This window comes from Bdellovibrio bacteriovorus (assembly GCF_048286975.1).
Lineage (GTDB): Bacteria > Bdellovibrionota > Bdellovibrionia > Bdellovibrionales > Bdellovibrionaceae > Bdellovibrio > Bdellovibrio bacteriovorus_H.
Window position 1 is genome coordinate 446,366 of sequence record NZ_JBLVRT010000002.1, and the last position, 23,946, is coordinate 470,311.

Consider the following 23,946-nt stretch of genomic DNA (forward strand, 5'->3'; position numbering starts at 1 on the left):
GGTTGTGCTTGAAGCTGATCACAAAAATTACTGCCATTGTTTCCCTTGCCGCTGTTGTCTCAGTTGTTGCCGCCACCCAAGTCTCCCGATCCGAGGTCCACGATCAGGGCGAAAAAGACCTGATCGACAAGAGCCGGGCCATCCTGGATCAACTGGAGGGCACGCGCGATTACGTCGCCTCCCAAGGGGGCCTTGCTGAATATATAAATGATATTGGCAGTCGCTATCCTGATGGAAATGTCCCGAAAGATTTAAAGATGAACATTCTGCGAAGGGTTCCGATTTTCGCTTCGATCAAAGTGGGTCAGGATCAGTCCGAGCGCAGTGGTTATAAGTTCAGGGTCTTTTCTCCAGAACCCCGCCGGGAGGAAAACCAGGCTCGAACTGATGAAATGCAGATCTACAACCGCTTTCTTAATGAACCCACTCTGAAGGAAATCGTCACCACCAGCAATGAATCAGTCATTGTCTATCGCCCGGTCCGATTGTCTGAAAAACAAGGTTGCTTGATCTGTCACGGCCATCCGTCGCAAAGCCCGTTTGGCAATGGTAAAGATGTGCTGGGGCATGACATGGAAAACTGGTCCGATGGAAAACTTCATGGTGTCTTTGCCATCACCAGCAGTATGGCCACCGCCAATGCCACCAGCCAGGCTTCGGTGAATAAGATCCTTCTATTTTCTTTCTTCGGACTTATTCTGAGCGTTCTTGTCGCCTGGCTTGTTCTGCGCAAACCGCTGGAAAACCTGCGCAACGCCGTCAACAGCATCAGAAACTCAAGTCAGCATCTTTCGGCCACAAGTTCGGAGATTTCCGATGCTTCACAGGGCTTGAGCACATCGGCCACGGAAGCCGCTGCCGCCCTTGAGGAAACATCCGCTTCTATCGAAGAACTGACCAGCATGGTGAAAGTGAATTCCGACAACGCCCAGAACGCCCGGTTGCTGTCCACGTCTGCCATGGATGCGGCTGTGCGGGGTGAACAAAATATGCAGGAGCTGATCACTTCAATGCAAGCTGTCTCCGTCACGGCGAAAAAGGTGCAGGAGATCACGGGTCTGATTGACGACATTGCCTTTCAGACAAATCTGCTGGCTCTGAATGCCGCTGTGGAAGCGGCCCGTGCCGGCGAAAATGGACGTGGGTTCTCGGTTGTTGCCGAAGCCGTCCGCCAACTGGCGCTGAAGTCCGCTCAGTCCGCGAAGGAGATATCCGGCTTGATTTCTGAAAGCGTCAGTCAGATCGAGGTCAGCTACAAATCCGCCCTGCAAGGTGGAGAAACTTTACAAACAATTCTGCAAGAGTCACAAAAAGTTTCAACTTTAAACAATGAAATAGCCCAGGCCAGTCAGGAGCAGTCAACGGGCATCGATCAGATCTCCCGCGCTTTGCATGATCTGGACAAAGTCACCCAGAATAATGCCGCCTCTTCGGAAGAAACTGCGGCGGCCTCAGTGGAGCTGTCGAGTCAGTCCCAGCAGCTCGATATGATGGTGGAATCCGTGGAGGGCGTGCTCAACGGACGCCCGAAAGCCAGCTAAAGGGTGGACAGCGGCGACGGGCCACGCTAGGCTTTTGTGATGACATTAACAGCATTTCAAACCGTCGCTCTGGCAGCACTGGTCGTTTATTTCGGCCGGTATATTAAAAGCAAAGTCCACGTCCTGGATAAGTACAATCTTCCGTCGCCGGTTATCGGTGGCTTTATTGTCGCTATCGTCATTTCAATCCTGAAGGCCAACGGCCTTTTTGTTCTGCAATTCAACAAGGCCTTTGAGGAAGCACTGATGATCACCTTCTTCACGTCTGTCGGCTACTCCGCATCTGTGCGCCTGCTAAAAGAGGGCGGTCGCGCGGTGGTGTTCTTCCTGCTTTTGACTGTCGGCGGCCTGCTGGTGCAAATCATTGCCGGGATCGGACTGGCAAAAATGATGGGCGAACACCCTTTGATGGGGGTTTTGACGGGTGCCGTCTCCCTTACCGGAGGTCCGGGCACAGCCTTGGCGTTCGGTCCCGTCTTTGAGGCGGCCGGAGTCGAAGGAGCCTCCGTCATCGGCCTGACTACCGCCATGGGTGGGATTGTCCTGGGTGGATTGATTGGAACTCCCCTGGCGACTTATCTGATCAACAAAAAGAAACTCAAACATCCGGTCGATCATGACAACAAAGAACAGCATGAATCCATGATGCTGAAATCCTTCGCGGGTCGCGACCTGCTGATGCACCTTCTGGCGCTCACCCTGATCATGGGTATCGGCACCACGATCAGCTCGTGGATCAGCTCTTTGAAAATCACCCTGCCCATCTACATTGGTTCCATGGTGGTTGCTGCGATCTTCCGCAACATCGAAGATATGAAGCCAGTCTTTAAAATCTCTCCGGAATGGATTGAGGAGATCGGTTCCGTCGCCCTGACCCTGTTCATTGCGATGGCCATCATGAGTCTGCGTTTGGAAGAGCTGAAGAACGCCGCCTTGCCGATATTAGTCTTCCTGACTGTACAGGCCCTGCTGGTGGCGGTGACGGCTCTGGGCCCCGCATTCTGGGTCGGTGGCCGGGATTACGAAGCGTCCGTAATGAGTGCCGGCTATGTCGGATTCATGATGGGAACCACAGCCAACGCCATGGCCAATATGCATTCACTCAGTCAGCGCTATGGTCACGCCTACAAGGCCTTCCTGGTGGTTCCACTGGTGGGGTCCTGTTTTATTGACTTTATCAATGCGGCGCTGGTCACCTTCTGCATCAACTTGTTTGGCAATTGATGCCGAAGCGAAATATTGAATAAAAAAAGCCCGCTGGATTTCAGCGGGCTTTTTTTTATTTAATACTTATGCCTGAAAAACTACCGTTCAAAACCGCAGAGAGACTTCGTCGACTCAAAGATACGACCATCCAAAGTCAAACCGAAGGTGTCATGTCCCGACTGGGCGACAACAGCCCCTTCTCCGCTTGCATCACGTATCCAGCTGCGCTGATGATCTACATAGTAATTACCGATGCAAACCTGCGACGGCTCACCGGTTTGATAGAAGTTGATGTAGCCACCCGGACGAGTCGAACGAAGACTGTAATCAATATGATTCAATTCAAGCTGAAGAGTTTTAATCTGAGTCAGCAATCCCTGTTCGTTGTAGAACAGTTCCGATGCGGTCGCCTGACCAATAGCTTCCTTCGAGCGCAGAACAAATCCCGCGGAAGTGCAGCCCATCTGAATATGCCTGACTTTTCCATTCGGCCAGAAGTTGATGATCCCCCCGCCCTTTTCTACCGGTGTCGACTGAGATCCCCCGCAATAAACCGGCATGGGGCGTCCGCCCGGACCAGAAAGATAAAACGATCTGGCCAATGTCGCAGAGGTAACAATACCCATATCGTTGAAGGAAACTCTGTAGGATTGACCACGACCCAATTCCTGACCCGAATGCAGGAAGACATGGTAACCATTCACGTCAGCCAACTGCAAACCTGATCTTTGCAACAGATCAATGTACTGAGGCACAGTCACATCACGCATCATGGTGGAATGCAGGAAGCCGTTCATCAGACGAACGCCATTGGATGTCTGGAAGTTGTTTTCAGGCTGCAGACCTTCGCGATAGATGAACTCATGCAGCACCAGCGCCGAACGCTGCGTGTTTGTCATGCGATCCCAGACATCCTTATTGAAGTAATAGCGATGCCCCTTGATGCTTGGGCGCTTGTACTGAACGGCGCCCTGAACCAGGATGCAACCCTTTGGCAAAGCACCCCAGCCACGATCCGGAATATCAGTGAACTCGGTGCCTTTCAGGAACAAAGCTTCACGATCAAAAGTCTCCAGAAACGAGTTGTACAAAATCGCCCGGGTTGGATTGATATTTTCCATGCGGGCAATCATCTGGCGCAGGATTTTTTTATACTCAAGACCTTCAATGACATCCATTTCGAAAGTCTGAATCTCGCGGGCCTCAAACAGATCCAGAACTTCAAAACGCTGATGTTCAAAACGGTTTTCGCAATAAATGACGCTGCCGCCATTGCCTTTTTCATCACCGCCGATAAATGCGGCCTGTGCCAGCGACCCCGCAAATGAAAACAGAATCAGGGGTAACAGGGTCTTTTTGATCATAGCGGCTTCTCACTTTCAGCAACAGTCAGGGGGAAAAACTGGATATTCAGGTTGTACACTTCCGTCATGTCGCCCTCCTCAACCAGCATGGACAGTTTACGGCGGAATTTTTTAATCAAACTCTTGGCCTCTTCCATTTTGTGCGGATTGATGGCCATGGTGATGGCGGAATAATCACGACGGTCCGTCGGAGTTCTTTTCAGAACCTCGATGGCCTTGTGCATGTCAGACACGTGGGCCTGAACCAACGCCTCACTTGGAATATCGGTGGTGGTGGCAAGACTTGCCACCGAACGCGCGATGGAATTGCCCTTGCGCTTAATAAAGCCCAAGTCCAAAAGCAGCTCCAGACTTTGCTGAACCTTTTCCAGCGGCAAGGCCAGACGTTCAGCAATCCATTCCGGATCCGGCTTGAAGGTTTTCATGCGGATAAGATTCAGGATCGCAAAGTGCTCCCAGCTGGCGATCAGTTCCAGCTCTTTTTCCGCCAAAGTTTTTTGTGCCGCAAATTTTCGGGAACGCGTGGAGATCAAAGAATAAACTTCGTTGCGTTCCTCGGCACCCAACTCAAGTCCCAGAACAATTTTGTTGGCATAAAATTCACTCAAAGGGCGCTTGCCGTGCATCAGTTCGTTCAAACAGCCTGGAGAGATGCCAACCTTCTTGGCCAAAGAACGGAACGAGAAGCGAGGGTTCTTTTTCTGAATTTCCTCTAGCTTATTTTTTAACAGGGCACCGAATTGATTAGACACAAAATCCCCCACCGACATGAGGGATTTTTTACATTTAATAACAAAGTTGCAAGGTTAAAATAGACGAAGAGTTCCGTACATCAAACAAAGGGAACGCTGCAACAGATTCAGATGACAAGCTCTATGATAGCGCGAAAGCCGTGATTGCCGGCCATTGCGCCGATAATATTGCGGAGCGAAGTGATATTCTTCCCCTGAGAGCCAATCAATTTACCTCGATACTCCTGCGGCACCGTCACTTTATACACTGTGGTTTTGTCGCCTGCTGCAAAGGTCACTTCCACCTGTTCATAGCAGGAAGTCATCTCTTGAATCACGCTCTCAAGCACCTTCGCCAAACGATCTCTGATATCCGCATCCTGGGTCATAGTCTCCGCCAACATCTTACGTTCTCCGTAACACCTATTTTGTTGATCCCCAGCCTTAAGAGCAACCCTGCCGCGTCCGCCCTAGCCCGGAAAGTGTTCCACCAAGAATATAGGAATGCTCAAATTTCCCTCTGATAGGACCCAGAAAACCAGCCACCGGGTTAACCTTTTTCTGTTTCTTCGGGGTCATTCAGTACCGGGACAAGGCCGTCCCTCCAATCCCCCATCAAAGGAAGATAACGGATGCAAAAAACAGTTTTATGTTTTTCTTTATTAGTGTTCTTAAATGCCTGCCAAAACAGCACCCCGGGTGAAAACTCGGCCATAACGCCACAAGCCCCCCCTGAGCTGCAGGAAAAAGTCATCTATGGCAGCGACGACCGAAAGGATCTCTTTGAAGTAAAGTCCTCCGTGCAACGGCGGCTGGCCGATTCCACGGTCGCATTGATCAAGGACGAAAATCTGCAGGTGGGCGCCGACATCACCCGCATCACTGCCCAAACTTTCCGCAGATCATACAACCTGTGCGCCTCCGAGCGCTTTGGCGAACAGGAAAATGCGGCCTTCTGTTCAGGCTCCTTGGTTGCGCCAGACGTCATAGCCACCGCCGGTCACTGCGTACGCTCCGTTCGTGACTGCAGTGACACCCGTTTTGTCTTTGGATATGCCGTTAAGTCCGCAGGAGTCCAGCCCCGCGAAGTCCCTTCCAGCGAAGTCTATCGCTGCGCTGAAATCATTCACACCGAGGTTCTGGCAACAGGTTCAGACTTTGCGCTGATTCGTCTGGATCGTGCAGTGCCCAACCATGCTGTTTTAAAAACCCGCAAAAGCGGAAGCATCAAAGTCGGAGCATCGCTGGTTGTGATTGGACATCCTGTGGGTCTTCCCACCAAAGTTGCCGCTGGAGCCAAAGTGCGCAGTGCCACAGAATCTGAACATTTCGTCGCAAATCTGGATACCTACGGAGGAAACTCAGGTTCCGCAGTATTTAACTCTTCCGGTGTGATTGAGGGCATCTTGGTCCGTGGAGACACCGATTTTGTATATCAGGGCTCATGCACGGTTTCCAACCGCTGCCCAAGCACAGAATGTCGTGGTGAGGACGTCACTCGTATCACACGCATCCTTCCCTATCTTTGACCTTCATCAGGTCAGGATGACATTGCTTTCCTGAACCGGTATTTTTGGTTCCAATAAAGAAATGTCACAAACTCAATGGCACAAGCTGGGTCCGATCGAACTGCTCAAGAAAAAGAGTCTGCAGCAGCTCGAAGTTCACCGGACCCGACTGGCTCTGATTTTCAAAGACAACGAGTTCACTGCCATCTCAGGCGTGTGCAATCACGTCGGCGGCCCTTTGGGCAATGGAACCCTGGAGGGCGACTATGTTGTCTGCCCCTGGCACTACTACAAATTTCACTATCGCACCGGATTTGGCGAGCCTGGCTATGAAGGCGACCGCGTGCCCGCATACAAACTCAAAACGGAAGATGGCGAACTGTGGGTGGATCTTGCCAGTGCAACGGCGCGAGGGCACCTGCCACATGAGCCCCATCCCCTCACCCGCAAAGTGCAGCGTGAACCAGGCCCGTTGCGAGTGGTGGGTATCTCAACCACAGTGATGGATAATGCCCATCCACGGATTTCAACATCGGAACTTTTACTGGAACAAACTCTGAAACACGCTGAAAACAAGGGCTATGAAACCCGCCTGCAGAAAATTCGCGAACTGAAGTTTCGCCACTGCGAGGGGTTTTATTCAAAAAGTGCGCACGCCTGCACCTGGCCCTGCTCGATCACGCAGATGGATCCAAACGATCAGCTGGATCGCGTGTATGAAGATCTCATTCACTGGGCGGATGTGATGATCGTGGCGACACCCATTCGCTGGGGCTCAGCCAGTTCGCTGTATTATAAAATGGCGGAACGCTTTAATTGCATCCAAAATCAAATTACAATCCACAACAACCAACTGGTGCGCAACAAAGTTGCCGGATTCATCATCACCGGTGGGCAGGACAATGTGCAGGCTGTCGCGGGTCACATGATGGGCTTTTTCTCAGAGCTCGGCTATCACCTGCCCCCGTTTCCCTTTATCGCTCACTCTTTGGGATGGAGCTCTGAGAACATGGAGCACAACGTGCGCTACGTCCAGCAAAGCCAGGCCCTGACAGAAGGCGCTCAGGAACTGCTGGATCGTTGCGCAGAACTGTCTTGTGCCCTGCTTGAGACCTCCGCTCACGTGCTGCAACACCGGGCCGGGCGCAAAGCTTACAACGCCTCGAAGCATCACGACCGTTAGGTCCGGGGACGGCACCGTCGATTTTATAGACAGTTTAAATCTGTCTGATTCCTTCCCGGCCCGGAACTGCTCTTGCATCTTGTGAAAACATGCGAATCGCCTTTTTAGCCCTAGCAGTTTTAGTCGCCTTTGAATTCACGACCCCGGCCTTAGCCGAAGCCTGCAGCTGCATCGCCGATCCGTATTCCAAAAAGTACCAGCTGTATAAGAAAACCTGGTACGGAACCCAGCGCAAATGGAGCTGTGTCTATACGTGCCAGGATTCGCAACAACAACGCTCCGAAATCACCGCCCACCATTCAGACTGGTATGTCACCGACAAGGGCCTTGAAGGCATCTGCGACGGGCTTCACTACGTGAATGTCTACAACACCCACCGCATGGATTTTGTCTGGAAGTTTGAAGAAGCCCGTTGGTTCAATCCATCCCAGTCCAGCTCCCCTGACCTAAAGGTCTGGTCTCAAAGCTGTCGCTAGCCTCAACTTGATACAAACACATTTCAGTGTAGTAATGAGTGTTACATTGATGTTCCGCCACTTGGTATCGAACAGTTCGCCGCCGATCAATTGTATGTATGAAAAATCTTGTCCGTTTCGGCGCCCTCATACTTTCTGTACTCACCCTCTCTGCCTGCGGAATCCATAGTTCTATTGAACAACTGTCAGGTTTGATCAAACCCTCTTATACCGTTTCTGCAAAATCAACTGTGACTTCCCTGACTGAAGGTGACGTTTTCCACGTCGATCTGCAGATTGAAAATCCGCGCCTGATCCCGACGACCATTCGCTGGAATATCGCCAACGGATCCACCGACTTCACCATCTCTGCCGGAACGATCGTACTGCCTTCCGGAAGTACAATGGTGACCTTAAATCTGCCCGTTTTGGATGATGCGATCTACGAAGACAACGAAGATTTCGTCCTGTCCTTCAGTTCCGATGACAGTGAAGTTTCCATCAGTCCTTCGGCTCTGGATCTGACTGTACAGGACAATGAAGCCATGCCGTCGGTGGAATTCCAACTGGCCTCGGAAACGGCGCTGGAATCCATCGGCAGCCAGAACGTGACTCTGACCCTCAGTGGTCCGTCAGGATTCACCTCCAAAGTAAACTACGCAATCAAAGGCACCAGCTCCGTCCAGGCAGCAGATCATTCTGTCACTTCGGGCACGGTCACCTTCAATCCGCTTGAAACATCCAAAACAATTTCGTTGGGTTTTGTCGATGACGCCGTTATGGAGTCCACCGAAAACCTGATCCTGGAGCTGAGTTCGCCAGATAAAGTTACCATCGGCACCAAGTCTGAATACAGCCTGTCCATTCTGGACAACGACACCCTGGATCTGACGGTGGTGATTGAACAGTCCGGCTCCCAAACCGACCCGACTTACAATCTTCCGATTGCCTATGTCATGACCTTCAATCGCGCCATCGATCCAGCAACACTGGTTGTGGCCGATCTATTCCAGGGCGGCACTGCGCCCACGATCACCTGGAGTCTTTCCACCACTGACAACCGTGTCTATAATTTGACGGCCACGGCCGTGGGTGGCAGTGGCACTGTCAAACCGGAACTTCCGGCGGGCCGCGTGAATGATCTGCTGGGAAATCCCAATCTGGCCTCTTCAAGCTCTGATGGAAATGTGACCTATATCCCCGCTCCGGCGGCATTTACCATCTCCGGAATCACCGGGGGGATGGACAATACCGTCGACTCACAACTGAGCAGCGGCAATCTGGCCACCGTCCGCTGGGCAGCCTCCACAGCGGCTGACAGTTATGATGTGACGATCTACGAAAATGACGGGACCACCGTCAAATGTGCGACGGTCTCTGTGGCTGCGCCAGCGACCAGCTATAGTTTCTCTGGCTGTGCCTTGAGTCTTTCTACCAGTTACAAAGCCTCTGTGGTTGCTCATCGCGCCAACGGGTACTTCACCGCCGCCACCAACAATCCATTCACTTTCTCAACTCCAGCACCTCTGACTGTGACCGTCAACCAGGCTGGTGGCCAGACCGATCCGGCAGCCACATTACCAGTCGAGTTTTCTTTAGTCTTCAGCCGCGCCATAGATCCAGCAAGTTTGAGCAGCGCAGATATCACTCAAAACGGCACCGCGACAGGTGTGACGTGGACTCTTTCCACTCTTGATAATATCAACTATATTCTGCGCGCCACTGTTGCCAGCGAAGGAACGTTGGTTCCATTCCTGGATGCCACAAAAGCAACCGACACGCTGGGAAATCCCAATCAGGCGTCAACTTCCACAGATGCCTCCGTCCTGTATCGTCAAAAACCCGCAGCCTTTAATATTTCCGGTGTCACCGGTGGTTCAGATGCCACACAAGATAATTCTTTAAGCAGCGGCTTAATCCCCACTGTTCACTGGGCAGCTTCGAGCAATGCTGAAAGCTATGATGTTACGATCTTTGAAAATGATGGCACCACAGTAAAATGTCCTGCTGAATCCGTCGCGGCACCTGCGACTTCCTACAGTTTCTCTGGTTGTACGCTGACGGCTGGAACAAGCTATAAGGCCCATGTCGTGGCTCATCGCCCGTCGGCGCCATCAACTTTGGCCACCAATGTGCCTTTCACTTTCACGACTCTGGCGGCCTTGTCAGTGACTATCAATCAGGCTGGGGGCCAGGCCGACCCGACAAACTCGGTTCCTGTCAATTTCACCGTCATATTTAATCGCGCCGTCAATCCGGCCACTTTCACCAGTGCGGATATCACTCACACGGGAACAGCGACTGTGACGACATGGACAGTATCGACCTCGGACAATATCATGTGGACGGTGTCTGCATCCGCCATCAGTGGCGAAGGCACTGTCATTCCATCCATCAATGCAGGTGTCGTGCAAGACACCCTGGCCAATACGAATCTGGCTTCCACATCGACGGACAACTCCGTGCAGTTCCTGTTTAATCCATCAGCCTTCACTATTTCAGGTATCACCGGTGGATCTGACAACACTGCCGACAATCAACTGACCAGCGGCCTTGTGGCCACCGTGAACTGGAATGCCTCGACTTATGCCGAAAGCTATGACGTCACTGTCCTTGAGAACGATGGAACCACCGTCAAATGTGCTCTGACCAATGTCAGTGCTCCGGTAACCAGTCATAATTTTGCCGCATGCACCTTGAATGCTTCGACCACTTATCGCGCCCGCGTAGTGGCGAAACGTGCATTGGCAAGCTCGGTCACTGCCACCAACAGTCTATATTCTTTCACAACCGGAGCTCCGCTGACAGTGACCGTCAATCAAGCTGGTGGCCAGGCCGATCCAACCTACAATCTGCCGATCAACTTCACGGTGGTATTCAACCGCGCCATAGATCCCGCGACTTTCAGCAATGCTGATATCACCCAGAACGGAACCGCACCGGGTGTAACCTGGGCTGTTTCCACCAGTGACAATATCACGTGGAGTCTGCAAGCCACGGCCGCCACCGGCAGTGGCACCCTGGTTCCGTCCATTGCAGCCGCTGCCGTTGCTGACCCTATGGGGAACAGCAATGCGGTATCTACTTCCACCGACAGTTCTGTGACTTACAATGCCGAACCCGCAACGTTCAATATCACGGGTGTGACTGGAGGCCTTGATTCCACGGCCGACAACCTGCTGTCCAGCGGTGACAAAGCCACCATTAACTGGGCGGCTTCCACGGCGGCTAACAACTATGAAGTCACAATCTTTGAAAATGACAACACCACCGTGAAATGTGCGACCCAAACTATTGCCGCGCCGGCAACAAGCTATAACTTTAGTGCATGCTCCCTGACCCTGAACACGGCTTACAAAGCCCGCGTGGTTGCAACCCGTACCAATGGCACCACCCGAACAGCAACCAACAGTCTTTATGCCTTTACGACTCCTACGCCACTTACAGTCACTATCGAACAAGCTGGCGGACAGGCAGATCCAACGTCGTCGTTGCCAGTGAACTTCACTGTCACCTTCAGTCGCGCCATCGACCCGGCAAGCATTTCCGACTCTGACTTTGGCCAGAGTGGGTCGGCTACGGGTGTTACCTACACCCTGACCACCTTTGACAACACCGTCTATACTCTTAGAGCGATTTCCGTGGGTGCAGAAGGCACCATCATCCCAACTCTGGCAGCAGGCCAGGTGACTGATACTGTTGCGAACCTGAATCAGGCGGCCACCAGTGTCGATGCCAGCGTTGGCTACTATCTGGAACCGGGTGCCTTTAACGTCAGTGGTATCACTGGTGGCACGGATTCCACCGTCGACAATTCTTTGGCCAGTGGACAGTATGCCACCGTAAACTGGAGCGCTGCCACCAGTGCGGACAGCTATGACATCACCATTCGCAACAATGCCAATACAGCCACCGTCTGCGCGACGGTCAATGTGGCAGCCCCTGCCACCAGCTATAACTTTGCCACTTGCGCCCTGAGTGCGGGAACAAGCTACAAGGTTCTTGCTGTTGCCAAACGCAATGTCGGGGTTCAAAAGACAGCCACGAACAGCCCTTACACTTTCTCTCGCGTTGCTGATCTGACAATTGTTACATTCGCCCGCAACACCGGACAAAACGGTACGACTTCGTCACTTCCCGTGCAGTTCCGCATCACTTTCAGCCGCGCGATTGATCCGGCAACGTTCACTGCTGCTGATATCACTGAAACGGGAACTTCTTCAGGCACGACTTGGAGTATTTCCACATCAGACAATACGATCTTTATAGTTTCCGCTACTGCTGTGACCAACCCAGGCACACTGCGCCCCTCCGTCGCCGCCAACGCTGTTCAAGATACCAGCGGGAACAACAATACCAACACTGTCACCGTGACTGCCGGTCAGGCTGTGACCTATGCCCCACCTCCGGGCCCGTTCACAATTTCAGGTATCACCGGAGGCACTGACAGCACTGCTGACAACCAACTGACCAACGGGACCAAGGCAACCGTCAACTGGGGTACGTCCACAAACGCGACCTCTTATCAGGTGACGATCTTTGAAAATGATGGCGCAACCGAAAAATGTCCACAACAGACCGTGGCAGCACCAGCAACCAGCTACTCCTTTACCAGCTGTACTTTGAATTTCGGGAACACTTACCGAGCGCGAGTTCGTGCCGTTGGCGGCTCGAACTTGGATGCATCAAACAGCCTGTACTCGTTCACGACTGCCACAGGGATTCTGATTACAGTCACACCCGCCTATCCAACAAACGGTGCAAAGTGGAATGACTATATCAAAAACGACAACTCGACTCTGCCAAGCTACCTTCAGGCGGACACGGCCTGCGACGGCACTGAAACCAACGGTTTCCGCAGCTGTCTTCACGGCGGTGAATTCCGCAAAGCCAATATGCCTTCGCAGCCAAACTGCACAGGTGTCACTGCCGCTGACTCTTTGGATGTCTTTGACTGGGCCTGTGATGACAGATCCGGCAATGCAGTGATCTATTCCCTGGGATTGAAAGCCAATAAAGGTCTTCGCCAGATGCTGAATGAAACTTCATTCATGAACAACACACTGACCGTCTCTGTCGGCGGCAATGAAGTGGCGCAAAGCGCCTCGGGTGTATGGTGGACGAACACCGTCCAACTGGCACCTTCGGCTGCCTCAGCCACTCAGACCCTGTCAACCGCTGGAACCATCTACACCATTGGGCCCAGCAATTCGACTGGACGCGGATACAACATCAACGCGGACAAGATCTCTTTGGTCACCTTATTCGGAATGATTACTCCTGCTTTCAGCTCATGGCCCCTTAACACCGACGCCACCACTGGTGAAACAGGTTCCGGAATCCGCACGAATGTGGCCGCGGGCTCTCAAAAATTCATCTGGATCGAAACAAATGTCTGGCAAAGCAGCAGCGGAACGGTCGGCACGTCGATCTTCCTTCACAATGTCACGTTCTCTCAAGTCCGTAACATCACAGACTTCATTGGGGACCCGACACTTGCCAACGGGCGGATGATTGCCATCAGCGGCTCACATTCAATTCAACTGAAGGATATCACTTCTGACTACAACTCGACTGCCGCAAACTGCCACACTTTGCACATCAGCAACAACTCCGGGAAAATTCTGGTGCAGAACCTGAACCTCGAAGATGCACCAAAAGTTCCGATCTTGATTGCCGGCCCTTCCGCCGGAAACGAATTCAATGTCGTTAATGTCATGTCATGGTACGGAGTGGATCGGATTTTCGATTTGAACTCAGTTACTGACAGTGCATTCCTGAATGTCGTTGGAAACAGCTATGGTCCGCTTTTCCAACTAACCAACTCATCGGGGAACCTGTTGGCAAACATCGTTTCAAACTGGAATAACACGAGCAGCGCCATGCTTCTATCTGGGTCAACCAACAATAGAATTATTAGCTATCAATGCGACTCAGACTATGGCTCAGCCAGCTGCCTTACCCTACAGTCCGGGTCGAACTCCAACGTCCTTCACAATCTGGCGATCAGTGCCGGTGGCAATGCGGGTATGGTCATCAATGGGTCGAATGAAAATATCATCACAAAAGTCCGAATTCTTGGGAACGGGAACACTCCAAGAAACATCAGTCTGGTATCCGCCCATCGCAACGTGATGACTCACATCACTTCAAGTCAGGGCTCATTCAGCGGTTCGACTGTTGAGTTTAATGCCTCCACCTACAACACCGTCAACAATCTGGTTGCCGCAGTTGCGCTATATGGTTTGAACATGATTTCCGGCTCTGACAACAACCGATTCGCCCAAACTCATTTTGCCGGAGATGACTTTGGCACTAATGACATCCGCATCAACGGCTCTTCCAATAACCAATTCACCAAGTTTTTCACGACAATGTCGGGCTCTTACACTCACTGTAACGTCAGTGGAGGAACCAATCCAGGAGTCACTCATTCCACTTGCGCAGCCTCCGGCTCCAGCACCTACACATACATTCCTAACGTGAATTCAAGCGGCTCGTTTAACGCAAGCCTTGAGCTTAATGCGGCGGACACGGCATTGCGTGACCGCGTGCAAAACGGCAACAGTGCCAACTCGAGCTTTGTTAATGGCGCCCTTTGCCCTGCGGGTTTGGATCCGGCCTCCTGGACAATCACAGATCAGCGCACGTCTCCGACGACATTCCTGATCAATGCTTATGAAGAGGTCTTTGACGATGTTGGAAACAACAACGGACTTTGCGAAGCCAATGAAGCCTGCACCTATGCCCCGAACTTCGGCGCATATCAGGGTCATGGTGACTACAGAACCCTGTCATGTACAATGCCAGCCGGTGCCTTCCAAGCCAACACCATCTACGCTTATCCAACCAACGGCTATTAAAAACAAAAACCCCCGGGTTTCCCCAGGGGTTCTTGGAAATTCAATTTTTGAATCGAATTACTGAGCAGTGTTGTTGATCCACTCGATCGCGTTGCTAACTTTGGCATAAACACCATAGTAGTTCGCACGAGCACAACCTTGACCCCAGCTCACAACACCAACCAAGTATGTCTGGTTGTTTTCGTCCTGAGCTACCAATGGACCACCAGAGTCACCTTGGCAAGAGTCTTTTCCGCCACCTTCATAACCAGCACAGATCATGCTGTCAGTAATACCGTTGTTGTAAGCTTTGTTACAAGCTGCTGTAGAAACCAATGGAACGTCCACTTTTTGCAGTTTTGTCGGCAAAGAGTAAGAACCTTCACGAGTTGCACCCCAACCAGCCACTGTCGTCAAAATTTCAGAGCCGTCAGTTGGAAGAGCGATTTCAGCAGGGTTCAACGCCACTGGAGCATAAGAAGAATCCTGAGAAAGCTCGATCAATGCAAAATCGTTTTCCATTGTGCGTGCATTGTAGTTCGGGTGAGCGATGATTCTTTTGGGAGCGATGGATTCTGCATTCACCGCATTTGTACGGTCATGCAAGCCGATCACAACTTTTTTAACCGTGCCGCCACGAACACAGTGAGCTGCTGTCAATACCCAGTTCTTCTTGATCAAGGAACCGCCGCAGAAATGGCTGCCGCTCTGCAAAGACACGATGTATGGGAACTCACCGATGGAAGCCTCAACGCCACCAACGATTTTAGCCCCTACAGAGCCAGATTTCGCGAATACTGGAGCAGACATCATCATAAGGCCTGCGATAACAAGATGGTTCATTTTCATTTTATTCCCCTCTGGTCTTGAATCCTTCAAAACCTGATATCAATCGTTGTCTGTTTTTTCCCAATGCTCAAAGACTCTCGGCGACCCACTTTGGAACTGGCCTTTTTTCGGACCTTTGCAGAGGGGAAATTATTGCCCCCAAACATTTCTTCCTCGACGGTAATTACCGAATTTTTTAAAAGAACTTGCCAAGCCTGCATGATTTTTATGAAATTCGTTTTCTTTATTCTTGGAAGATCCTCCGAAGCTCGCTAAGACTGAAATTGACGGAGGCCCCATGCGATCACTTGCTTACTCTGCTTTTTTGCTGGTCTTGTTTACTGGATGGTCCTGGAATTCACAGGCGGCGCAGCCTTCTGCTCGGGTGGCTGATGGAAAGATCCAAGGCCTTCGTACGGCTCACAACACCGAAGCCTTTCTGGGAATCCCTTACGCCGCTCCTCCGGTGGGTTACCTTCGCTGGAAAGCACCCAGATCCCCGGCCCCTTGGTTCGGCACTCTCAACGCCACAAAACTTCCTGTCGCCTGCCCTCAGAAAGGAAACTTCTTTGCCAATGTGCCGCCAGAAAAATTCGGAACTCCGGTTGGCAATGAAGACTGTCTTTATCTGAACGTATGGAAACCGGTCGCGGCAAAAAAACGCCCCGTGGTTTTATGGATTCACGGCGGATCGAATTTCAAAGGCACTTCTGCCGATCCTCTTTATGATGGCGCGTGGCTTGCTTCTTCTTCAGACGTTGTCTTTGTCAGTGCCAACTATCGCCTGGGCATGCTGGGCGCATTGGCGCACGAAGCTTTGAATAAAGGCAGCAAGTGGGACAGTTCCGGCAACTACGTGACCCAAGATCTGGTCGCCGTGCTCAAGTGGATCCACACTAACATTGAAAACTTCGGCGGAGATCCTGACAACATCACCATCATGGGTCAATCCGCAGGCTGCATGAATGTGTGGGGTCTTTTGCAGACGCCCCTTTCCAAAGATCTTTTCCACCGTGCGGTTTGTTCTGCGGGTGTGCCGAATGCCTATCCTCGCTGGGTTGCGGAAACCCGCTCTGAAGACTTCATCGAAAATCTGGTGGTGAATGCCGGCTTGGTGAAAGTAAAATCCCAAGCGGAAGCGTATCTGCTAGCCAAGGGCACCAAGTGGATCCGCCAGTTCCTGTATTCCCGAACCACCGAAGAACTGGTGCAGGCGCAAGAATACATCGTGCCGTTTCAGCACTTCAAAGATGACGCCGTCTTCCCACATGGGGTGGAGGGAATCTTATTCGGAAACTTCCACCGCGTTCCGCTGATCCTGGGTTTAACCACGGATGAGGCGACCTATCTTTTGGGCGGCGCCCTGATCAAGCCCACCGATAAAGAGCTGTGGTCCCTGATCCAAAATCCTCCAGCAGATCTGAAAGAGGAAGACCTTATCAAAGACAACAAGGTGACTCTGTACCATTCCAGCACCGCTGCCGGGTCCCTGGCGATGCAGATGACGATGGAAGAAATCTTCTGGGCAGTGAAAGCCTACAACCCACAGACCTATCGTTATTCCTTTGAATGGAAAGAAACCCCCTCCCCGTGGAAAGAAGTTTTTGGCGCTGTGCACGGCATGGATGCGATGTTCTACCTGGGGAACTTTGAAACCGAAAAGCCCAGCTTTGCCCGATTTGCCTGGACGGAACAGAATCGTCAGTCCCGGGAAGCTCTGCGGGACTCGATGGCGCCGTACTTCAAATCCTTCTTCTGGGACGGAAATCCCAACACCCAGCTCCCCGCCCAAGCGCCCGTCTGGGACGGCCGAATGGTCTTTAAATAGACTTGAGGCGGCTTAATGGCTCACATTTGAATTTTTGAGGACATTGAGGCCCCCAAAAGGGGCTAAACTCATAAGGGAAATTCTATTGTCATGGGACCCCTTTTATGAGAACCAATTTAGATGTCTGAAAACAAAATTCGCAACGAAATTCATGTCTTTATCAACGGCGCTGAACACCGCATTTCCGGCGAAAAAGCCTTCCTTCCGCTAGCCCAGTATTTACGCTATCACAGCTCCCTTCCGGGAACGAAAGTGGTTTGCGCTGAAGGCGACTGCGGTGCCTGCACGGTGCTTTCAGCAAAACTTGAAAACAACAGCTGGTCTGAATTCCAAGCCATCAATTCCTGCATCGCCCCGATGTACCTTTTCGACATGGGCTCACTGGTCACAGTGGAAGGTCTTTCTGAGCAGGACGACTTAAGCGAAGTGCAAAACAAGATGCGCGAATTCCACGGCGGTCAGTGCGGTTACTGCACGCCGGGCATGGTGTGTTCGTTGTCTTCACTGGCAGAAAAAAGCGCGTGTTCAGGAAAAGCCATCACCGAGAAAAAAGCCCGCAACTTCCTTACCGGCAACCTGTGCCGTTGCACCGGATATGAACCAATCCTGGCGGCAGCGACCAATCTGGATCTGTCAAAATGGAAGTCTCTGTCTGCCAAGTACTTGACGGACAGTCAGAAAAAACAATTCCAGCCACTGGCTTCTGATTCTTTGATGATTGAAGCTGGCGCCAAGAAATTCACCGCCCCGGCGAACTTCCAGGTGGCGACCGAGCAAAAATCCAAATCCCCACAAACTCGTCTGGTGGCCGGCGCCACTGATTTGGGCGTTTTGCACAACAAAGGCAAAGCCTTCATGGATGACGTGATGAGCTTGCACAAGATCACCGACACCAATGAAATCAGAATGACCGCTGACGGCGTGTGGGTCGGAGCCCGCGTCACCCTGACAGCCCTGGAAAACTTCCTGGAAGACAAACTGCCAGAGCTTTCGCGCCTGCTGCGCATCTTCGCTTCACCGCAAATCAAAAACCAAGGGACTCTGGTCGGTAACGTCATGAACGGCTCCCCGATTGGTGACAGCATCCCCGCTCTTTTGGCGCTGGATGCGGAAGTGCACTTGCAGTCCACCAAAGGTCTTCGCAAAGTGGCTTTGCCAAAGTTTTATAAAGCCTACAAGGTCTTTGACGTGACTGCGGATGAGATTGCCACAGGGATTCTGATCCCGGTGCCGGGACCAGAATGGAAGTCCAAGTTCTTTAAAGTGTCCCTGCGTAAGGATCTGGATATCTCTGCGGTGACCTTTGCCGCTTTGCTAAAAGTCGAGGGCAATACCATCAGTGACGCTCGCATCGCCATGGGCGGTGTCGGCCCCACAGTGGTTCGTCTAAGCGAGATTGAATCCGCGATGAAGGGACAAGCCTTCAGCGAAGACACCTTTGCCCGTATGGGTGAAAAGGTGCGCACTTTGATCAAGCCTATTTCTGATCTTCGCGCCACGGATGAATACCGCCTGAAGGTCGCCGAAAACTTATTCAAGAAATGCCATATTGAACTTCAACAGGAAATGACAGCATGTCCGTAGGTCAAAACATCCCTCATGATTCTTCCCGTGGCCACGTCACTGGTGGCAGTGTGTTTATCGACGACCGCCCGATGATGGCGGGCGAAGTCTTGGTGCTGCCAGTGGGTGTTCCCGCGGCCGCCGGCCGCCTGAAGTCTATTGATTATTCCCAAGCCCTGAAGTGCCGCGGAGTACTGGCGGCCTTCACGGCCAAAGACCTTTCCCACAATTCCTGGGGCACCATCGTCCCAGAACAGCCTATTCTGGTTGCCGACAAGATCGGCCACTATGATGAACCGGCTGTGCTTCTGGTCGGCACCGACATGGAAGACCTGTTGCGCGCGAAAAAACACGTGCAGTTTGAAATTGAAAAAGAAAATGGCGTCTTCACCATTGATGAAGCCATTAAACTGGATCGTTTCATCTATAAAGCCAACGCCTTCAAAGTCGGCGATGCCGACGCCGCGATGGCCCAAGCCCCGCACCGCCTTAAAGGCGCCTTTGAGTGCGGCGGTCAGGAGCATTTTTATTTAGAATCCAACGCCTGCATTGCCTACCCAATGGAAGACGGTCAGATCGAAGTTCACGCCAGTTCCCAGCACCCGACTGAAACCCAGCACGTGGTGGCCGAAGCCTTGGGCCTGAGCCTGCATGAAGTCGTCTGCGTCGTTAAACGCATGGGCGGCGGCTTTGGTGGCAAAGAAAGTCAGGCCGCCCCGTTTGCGGCGATGGCAGCATTGGTGGCAAGTAAAATGAAACGCCCGGCTCGTTTGTGTTTGTCGAAAGACGACGACATGATGATGACCGGAAAACGCCACCCGTTTAAAAACTATTACGAAGTGGGTTTTGATAACGACGGCCGCATTCTTTCTTTGAAGGCGCACCTTTACGCCGATGGGGGCGCTTACGCCGATCTATCAAGCTCGATCCTGGATCGGGCGATGTTCCACGTTGATGGCGCGTACTATCTGCCCGCCGCGCACATCGAAGGTGCCGTGGTTCGCACCAATCTATATTCCAACACCGCCTTCCGTGGTTTCGGGGGCCCGCAAGGGACCATGACCATTGAAAGCATTATCGAGGACATGGCCCTGCACCTGAAAAAGGATGCTCTCGCCATCCGCGAACTGAATTGTTATCAAAAAGATCACAACAACGTGACCCACTATGGTCAGGCGCTGGGACACAATCCCCTGCCAGAACTTTTTGCGGATCTTAAAAAGTCTTCCGACTATGAAAAGCGCCGTCAAGAAATCGACGCCTTCAATGCCAGCAGTAAAACCGCTGTGCGGGGGCTGTCCATGACAGCGACCAAGTTCGGTATCGCCTTCACCGCACGCTTCCTGAATCAAGGAAATGCTTCGGTGAACGTTCACAAAGACGGCACCGTGCAGGTTTCCACCGGCGCCACCGAAATGGGTCAGGGTGTGAACACCAAGATCCAGCAGGTCGTGGCTCACGCCTTTGGTATTCCAGCCCACGACGTCAAAGTCATGGCAACCTCGACCGAGAAAAACCACAACACGTCACCTACGGCGGCCTCCAGTGGATCTGACATCAACTGTGCGGCAGCTTTGAAGGCCGCCGTCGGGATTCAGAAACGTCTGGCATGGTTGTTCCAAAACATTCTGGCTGGCACACCGATGAACGACATCGCCGAATGCCCGCCTTTGGATGAAGCCAAATTGAAATTTGAAGAATTCCATTTTGAAAACGGACTTCTGACTCACAAACCCTCCAGCAAATCCATGACTTGGCTTGACGCTGTTAAACAAGCTTACTTCAACCGTCTTTCTTTGGGAGAGTACGCTCACTTTAAAACCGAGGGCCTTGGTTTTGACAAAAAGACCAGCCAAGGGACGCCGTTTAAGTATTTCACCAACGGTGTTGCCGTCAGTGAAGTGCAGGTGGATCTGTTCACAGGTGAGTATAAAGTTCTTCGCACCGACATCCTGATGGACCTGGGCCGCCGAATCAATCCGGGTATCGACAAGGGCCAAGTCACGGGTGCGTTCGTGCAAGGCATGGGCTGGGTGACTTCAGAAAAACTTTTCCACAACAAAGAGGGAAAACTTTTAAGCCACTCCCCGACTACTTACAAGATCCCGAACGTGCAAGACACGCCAAGGGTGTTTAATGTGGAATTCATTGAAAACCACGAGAACCGCGAAAACGTCCACCGCTCCAAGGCCGTGGGGGAACCGCCGTTCTTATTGGGAATCAGCGTATGGACTGCTTTGAAAGACGCCGCCAATGCCAAAAGCAAAGGCCTGATTTCGACCCTGAAGTCCCCTGCCACCCCGGAAGAAATGCTGATGGAGATCGCTCGTCATGAGTAAAATGAACTTTGAAGACTATCTGTCCGCGATGAAGTCCCTGCAGGACTCTGGAAAGTCCTTTGTCAGCGTGACACTGGTAAAACAACAAGGATCCTCGCCCCAGGACGTGGGCGCTCGGGCGCTCGTGTCAGCCGACGGATTGGAATACGGCACCGTGGGTGGTGGCAAAGTTGAAAAACGCGCCATCGAAGAAGCCCAGAAAATGATCCGCGAAAAGAGCCATCATCACTACGCCGACTGGAATCTGCAAAAAGATATCGGCATGACCTGCGGTGGTGTGGTCAGCTTCTTCTTTGAATTCTTTGAATACAACCACCCGTTCAACATCTGGGTGTTCGGTGCCGGGCACATTGCCCAGGAACTGGTGCGCCTGTTGATGCGCTTGGATTGCAAAATCACGTGCGTGGATCCGCGCCAGGAATGGATCGACAAACTTCCGACCTCCAGTCGTCTGACCACAGTTTGCACCGAGGACATGAAGGGCCTGGTTTCCCGAATTCCAGAAAAGTCCTTTGTGACTTTGATGACCATGGGCCATGGCACTGACCTGCCTATTTTGGTGGAAGTCATGAAACAGCGCGATCGCTTCGCTTATGTGGGTAACATCGGCAGCGACCAAAAAGCCCGCCGTTTGCGTCAGGACTTGATCGATGCCGGCATTGCTCAAGAGTCACTCGACAAGTTCCACTGCCCTATGGGAGAAAGCTTTGGCACCAACGCGCCAGTGGAAATCGCCTTCAGTATTGTGGCGCAGATTCTTAAAACAAGGGATTTGGTTCTATGAGTTTAAGCAACAAGAAAACCCAAAAGATCGCCTCCGACCTTCTGCCGGCCCGCCTGTCCCAAGCACGGGGCGATGGCACCTTGGATCTGCTGATCACGAATGTGCAGATGCTCGATGTGATCACAGGCGACATCTATCCCACGTGCATTGCCATCGGTGGTGAACATATCGTCGGCGTGGGGATGGAATATCAAACCCAGTCCGCCCGTCGCACTTGGGACGCCCAGGGGGCCTTCGTGACTCCGGGGTTCATTGATGGTCACCTGCATATTGAATCCTCAATGATGTCGCCTTTTGAATTTGAAAAAGCGACGTTGCCGCTGGGAACCACCACGGCCATCTGTGATCCGCACGAAATCACCAACGTTCTGGGTGGCCGGGGTTTTAGCTGGTTCTTGCGTTCTTCTGAACTGATGCACCAGAATCTTTTTGTGCAGATGTCTTCCTGTGTTCCAGCTCTTCCGGGTTTTGAAACCACCGGCAGTGACTTCCCATTGGAAGAAATGAAATCCTTCAAGGATCACCCTTCCGTTTTGGGTCTGGCCGAGATGATGAACTTCCCCGGCGTGATTCACGCCGATAAAGAAGTCCTGGCAAAAATTGAAGCCTTTGATGATCTGAACATGGACGGCCATGCGCCCCTTTTGCGCGGTAAAGCCTTGAATGCGTACCTGCTGGCGGGAATTCAAAACTGCCACGAAACCGTGACGCTGGAAGAAGGCCGCGAAAAGCTGCAAAAAGGCATGGGCCTGATCATTCGCGAAGGCAGTGTTGCCAAGAACCTGCGCACTCTGGCTCCGCTGGTGAACGAGTTCTCGTCCCCGCAGTGCTTGCTGTGCACCGATGATCGCAATCCCTTTGAAATTGCACACGAAGGACATATCAACTATCTGATCAAAGAACTGATCAACAAACACGGCGTGGCTGTGCATGTGGCGTACCGTCTGGCGACTTATTCCGCCGCCCGCCACTTTGGTTTGAAACGTCTGGGGCTGGTGGCACCGGGCAAGAAAGCCGATCTGGTTTTCCTGAAGGACCTGAAAGCTGTCGATATTCAGGAAGTGATGATCGGTGGGAAGTTTGTTTCTGAATTAAAACTTCAGGATTCATTGCAGGAAAAACTGCAGACGTCGCAACCACCTCTTGAAAACACCATGAAGCGAGCGTCATTGACAGAAAAAGAACTGACCGTGAATCTGATTCCGGGAGTTTACAACGTGATTGAAATCGTGCCTCACGAAATCATCACACAACATCTGACCGTGGCTTTTGACGGGCAAAAGTTTGCTGAAAGCGATGTGCTTTACATGGCCAACATCGAACGCTATGGCAAAGGTTTGCCTCCGGCGTTGGGCCTTGTAAAAGGCATGGGGTTAAAAAGCGGCGCTCTAGCCAGCTCTGTGGCGCATGATTCTCACAACATCATGGTCATCGGGACCAACCCGGCGGATATGGCTTTGGCCGTGAACACATTAATCAAATCTGGCGGCGGCTTTGCCGTGGCTGATCAGGGTGAAATCAAAGCCCTGGTGGAACTGCCAATCGCGGGTCTTCTCAGCCTCAAGAGCGCCGAAGAAATCAAAGACGGCATCGCCGACCTTAAAACCGCCTTCCGATCCTTGGGAGTCCATTTAGATGAACCGTTCATCCAAATGGCTTTCCTGGCTTTGCCGGTGATTCCAACCTTGAAGCTCACTGATCGTGGGTTGGTGAACGTCACAAACTTCAGCTTCATACCCTTACAAGTAGAGGCTTAGGTCCTTGAAGCAATTAC

General features: G+C 52.1%; 15 protein-coding genes. 11 read left to right on the plus strand and 4 right to left on the minus strand.

What is annotated here, in order from left to right; genetic code table 11:
• Positions 1-8 precede the first annotated feature (8 nt).
• Together ACNQKP_RS10315 and gltS are read left to right on the plus strand one after the other, a co-directional pair.
• Positions 9-1,541, plus strand: a complete 1,533-nt coding sequence (locus ACNQKP_RS10315) for a methyl-accepting chemotaxis protein (RefSeq protein ID WP_417864631.1) — start codon at positions 9-11, stop codon at positions 1,539-1,541.
• A 39-nt stretch (positions 1,542-1,580) separates the two neighbouring features.
• Complete coding sequence (gene gltS, locus ACNQKP_RS10320; protein WP_417864634.1) at positions 1,581-2,765, plus strand: sodium/glutamate symporter; 1,185 nt, start codon at positions 1,581-1,583, stop codon at positions 2,763-2,765.
• Positions 2,766-2,845: 80 nt separating this feature from the next.
• Here the strand turns inward: gltS and ACNQKP_RS10325 are convergent, their stop codons facing one another.
• From ACNQKP_RS10325 to ACNQKP_RS10335, 3 genes are all read right to left on the minus strand, one after another.
• On the minus strand, positions 2,846-4,111 hold the full coding sequence (locus ACNQKP_RS10325) for a hypothetical protein (RefSeq protein ID WP_417864635.1): 1,266 nt from the start codon (positions 4,109-4,111) through the stop codon (positions 2,846-2,848).
• Positions 4,108-4,863, minus strand: a complete 756-nt coding sequence (locus ACNQKP_RS10330) for a DUF4423 domain-containing protein (RefSeq protein ID WP_417864636.1) — start codon at positions 4,861-4,863, stop codon at positions 4,108-4,110. The genes ACNQKP_RS10325 and ACNQKP_RS10330 overlap by 4 nt, the downstream gene beginning before the upstream one ends.
• Positions 4,864-4,970: 107 nt before the next feature.
• Positions 4,971-5,246: a KH domain-containing protein gene (locus tag ACNQKP_RS10335; protein ID WP_088564757.1), complete on the minus strand. Its 276-nt coding sequence runs from the start codon at positions 5,244-5,246 to the stop codon at positions 4,971-4,973.
• 228 nt (positions 5,247-5,474) lie between these two features.
• On the opposite strand from ACNQKP_RS10335, the gene ACNQKP_RS10340 reads away from it, so the two are divergent.
• From ACNQKP_RS10340 to ACNQKP_RS10355, 4 genes are all read left to right on the plus strand, one after another.
• Entirely contained in the window at positions 5,475-6,371 is an 897-nt protein-coding gene (locus ACNQKP_RS10340) for a trypsin-like serine peptidase (RefSeq protein ID WP_417864637.1), read from the plus strand.
• A 61-nt stretch (positions 6,372-6,432) separates the two neighbouring features.
• Entirely contained in the window at positions 6,433-7,533 is a 1,101-nt protein-coding gene (locus tag ACNQKP_RS10345) for a Rieske 2Fe-2S domain-containing protein (RefSeq protein WP_417864640.1), read from the plus strand.
• An 89-nt stretch (positions 7,534-7,622) separates the two neighbouring features.
• A complete protein-coding gene (locus ACNQKP_RS10350) occupies positions 7,623-8,009 on the plus strand; it encodes a hypothetical protein (protein WP_417864642.1) in 387 nt (128 codons plus the stop codon).
• A gap of 98 nt (positions 8,010-8,107) precedes the next feature.
• Positions 8,108-14,851, plus strand: a complete 6,744-nt coding sequence (locus ACNQKP_RS10355) for a Calx-beta domain-containing protein (protein WP_417864644.1) — start codon at positions 8,108-8,110, stop codon at positions 14,849-14,851.
• A gap of 57 nt (positions 14,852-14,908) precedes the next feature.
• Here ACNQKP_RS10355 and ACNQKP_RS10360 read toward each other — a convergent pair whose 3' ends face one another.
• Positions 14,909-15,679 carry a S1 family serine peptidase gene (locus ACNQKP_RS10360; protein ID WP_417864646.1) on the minus strand — a complete coding sequence of 257 codons (771 nt, stop codon included), beginning with the start codon at positions 15,677-15,679 and terminating at the stop codon, positions 14,909-14,911.
• Between the two features lie 277 nt (positions 15,680-15,956).
• On the opposite strand from ACNQKP_RS10360, the gene ACNQKP_RS10365 reads away from it, so the two are divergent.
• The 5 genes from ACNQKP_RS10365 (at position 15,957) to adeD (ending at position 23,929) form a co-directional block, all read left to right on the plus strand.
• On the plus strand, positions 15,957-17,486 hold the full coding sequence (locus ACNQKP_RS10365) for a carboxylesterase/lipase family protein (protein ID WP_417864647.1): 1,530 nt from the start codon (positions 15,957-15,959) through the stop codon (positions 17,484-17,486).
• Positions 17,487-17,606: 120 nt separating this feature from the next.
• On the plus strand, positions 17,607-19,070 hold the full coding sequence (locus tag ACNQKP_RS10370; protein ID WP_417864649.1) for a xanthine dehydrogenase small subunit: 1,464 nt from the start codon (positions 17,607-17,609) through the stop codon (positions 19,068-19,070).
• Positions 19,061-21,388 (plus strand): xanthine dehydrogenase molybdopterin binding subunit, encoded by a 2,328-nt coding sequence (gene xdhB, locus ACNQKP_RS10375; protein ID WP_011165030.1) that lies wholly within the window; start codon positions 19,061-19,063, stop codon positions 21,386-21,388. The genes ACNQKP_RS10370 and xdhB overlap by 10 nt, the downstream gene beginning before the upstream one ends.
• Positions 21,381-22,172 (plus strand): xanthine dehydrogenase accessory protein XdhC, encoded by a 792-nt coding sequence (gene xdhC, locus ACNQKP_RS10380; protein WP_417864651.1) that lies wholly within the window; start codon positions 21,381-21,383, stop codon positions 22,170-22,172. Before xdhB ends, xdhC begins: the two co-directional genes overlap by 8 nt.
• Positions 22,169-23,929, plus strand: a complete 1,761-nt coding sequence (gene adeD / locus ACNQKP_RS10385; protein WP_417864653.1) for an adenine deaminase — start codon at positions 22,169-22,171, stop codon at positions 23,927-23,929. Before xdhC ends, adeD begins: the two co-directional genes overlap by 4 nt.
• The last annotated feature ends 17 nt before the right edge of the window (positions 23,930-23,946 follow it).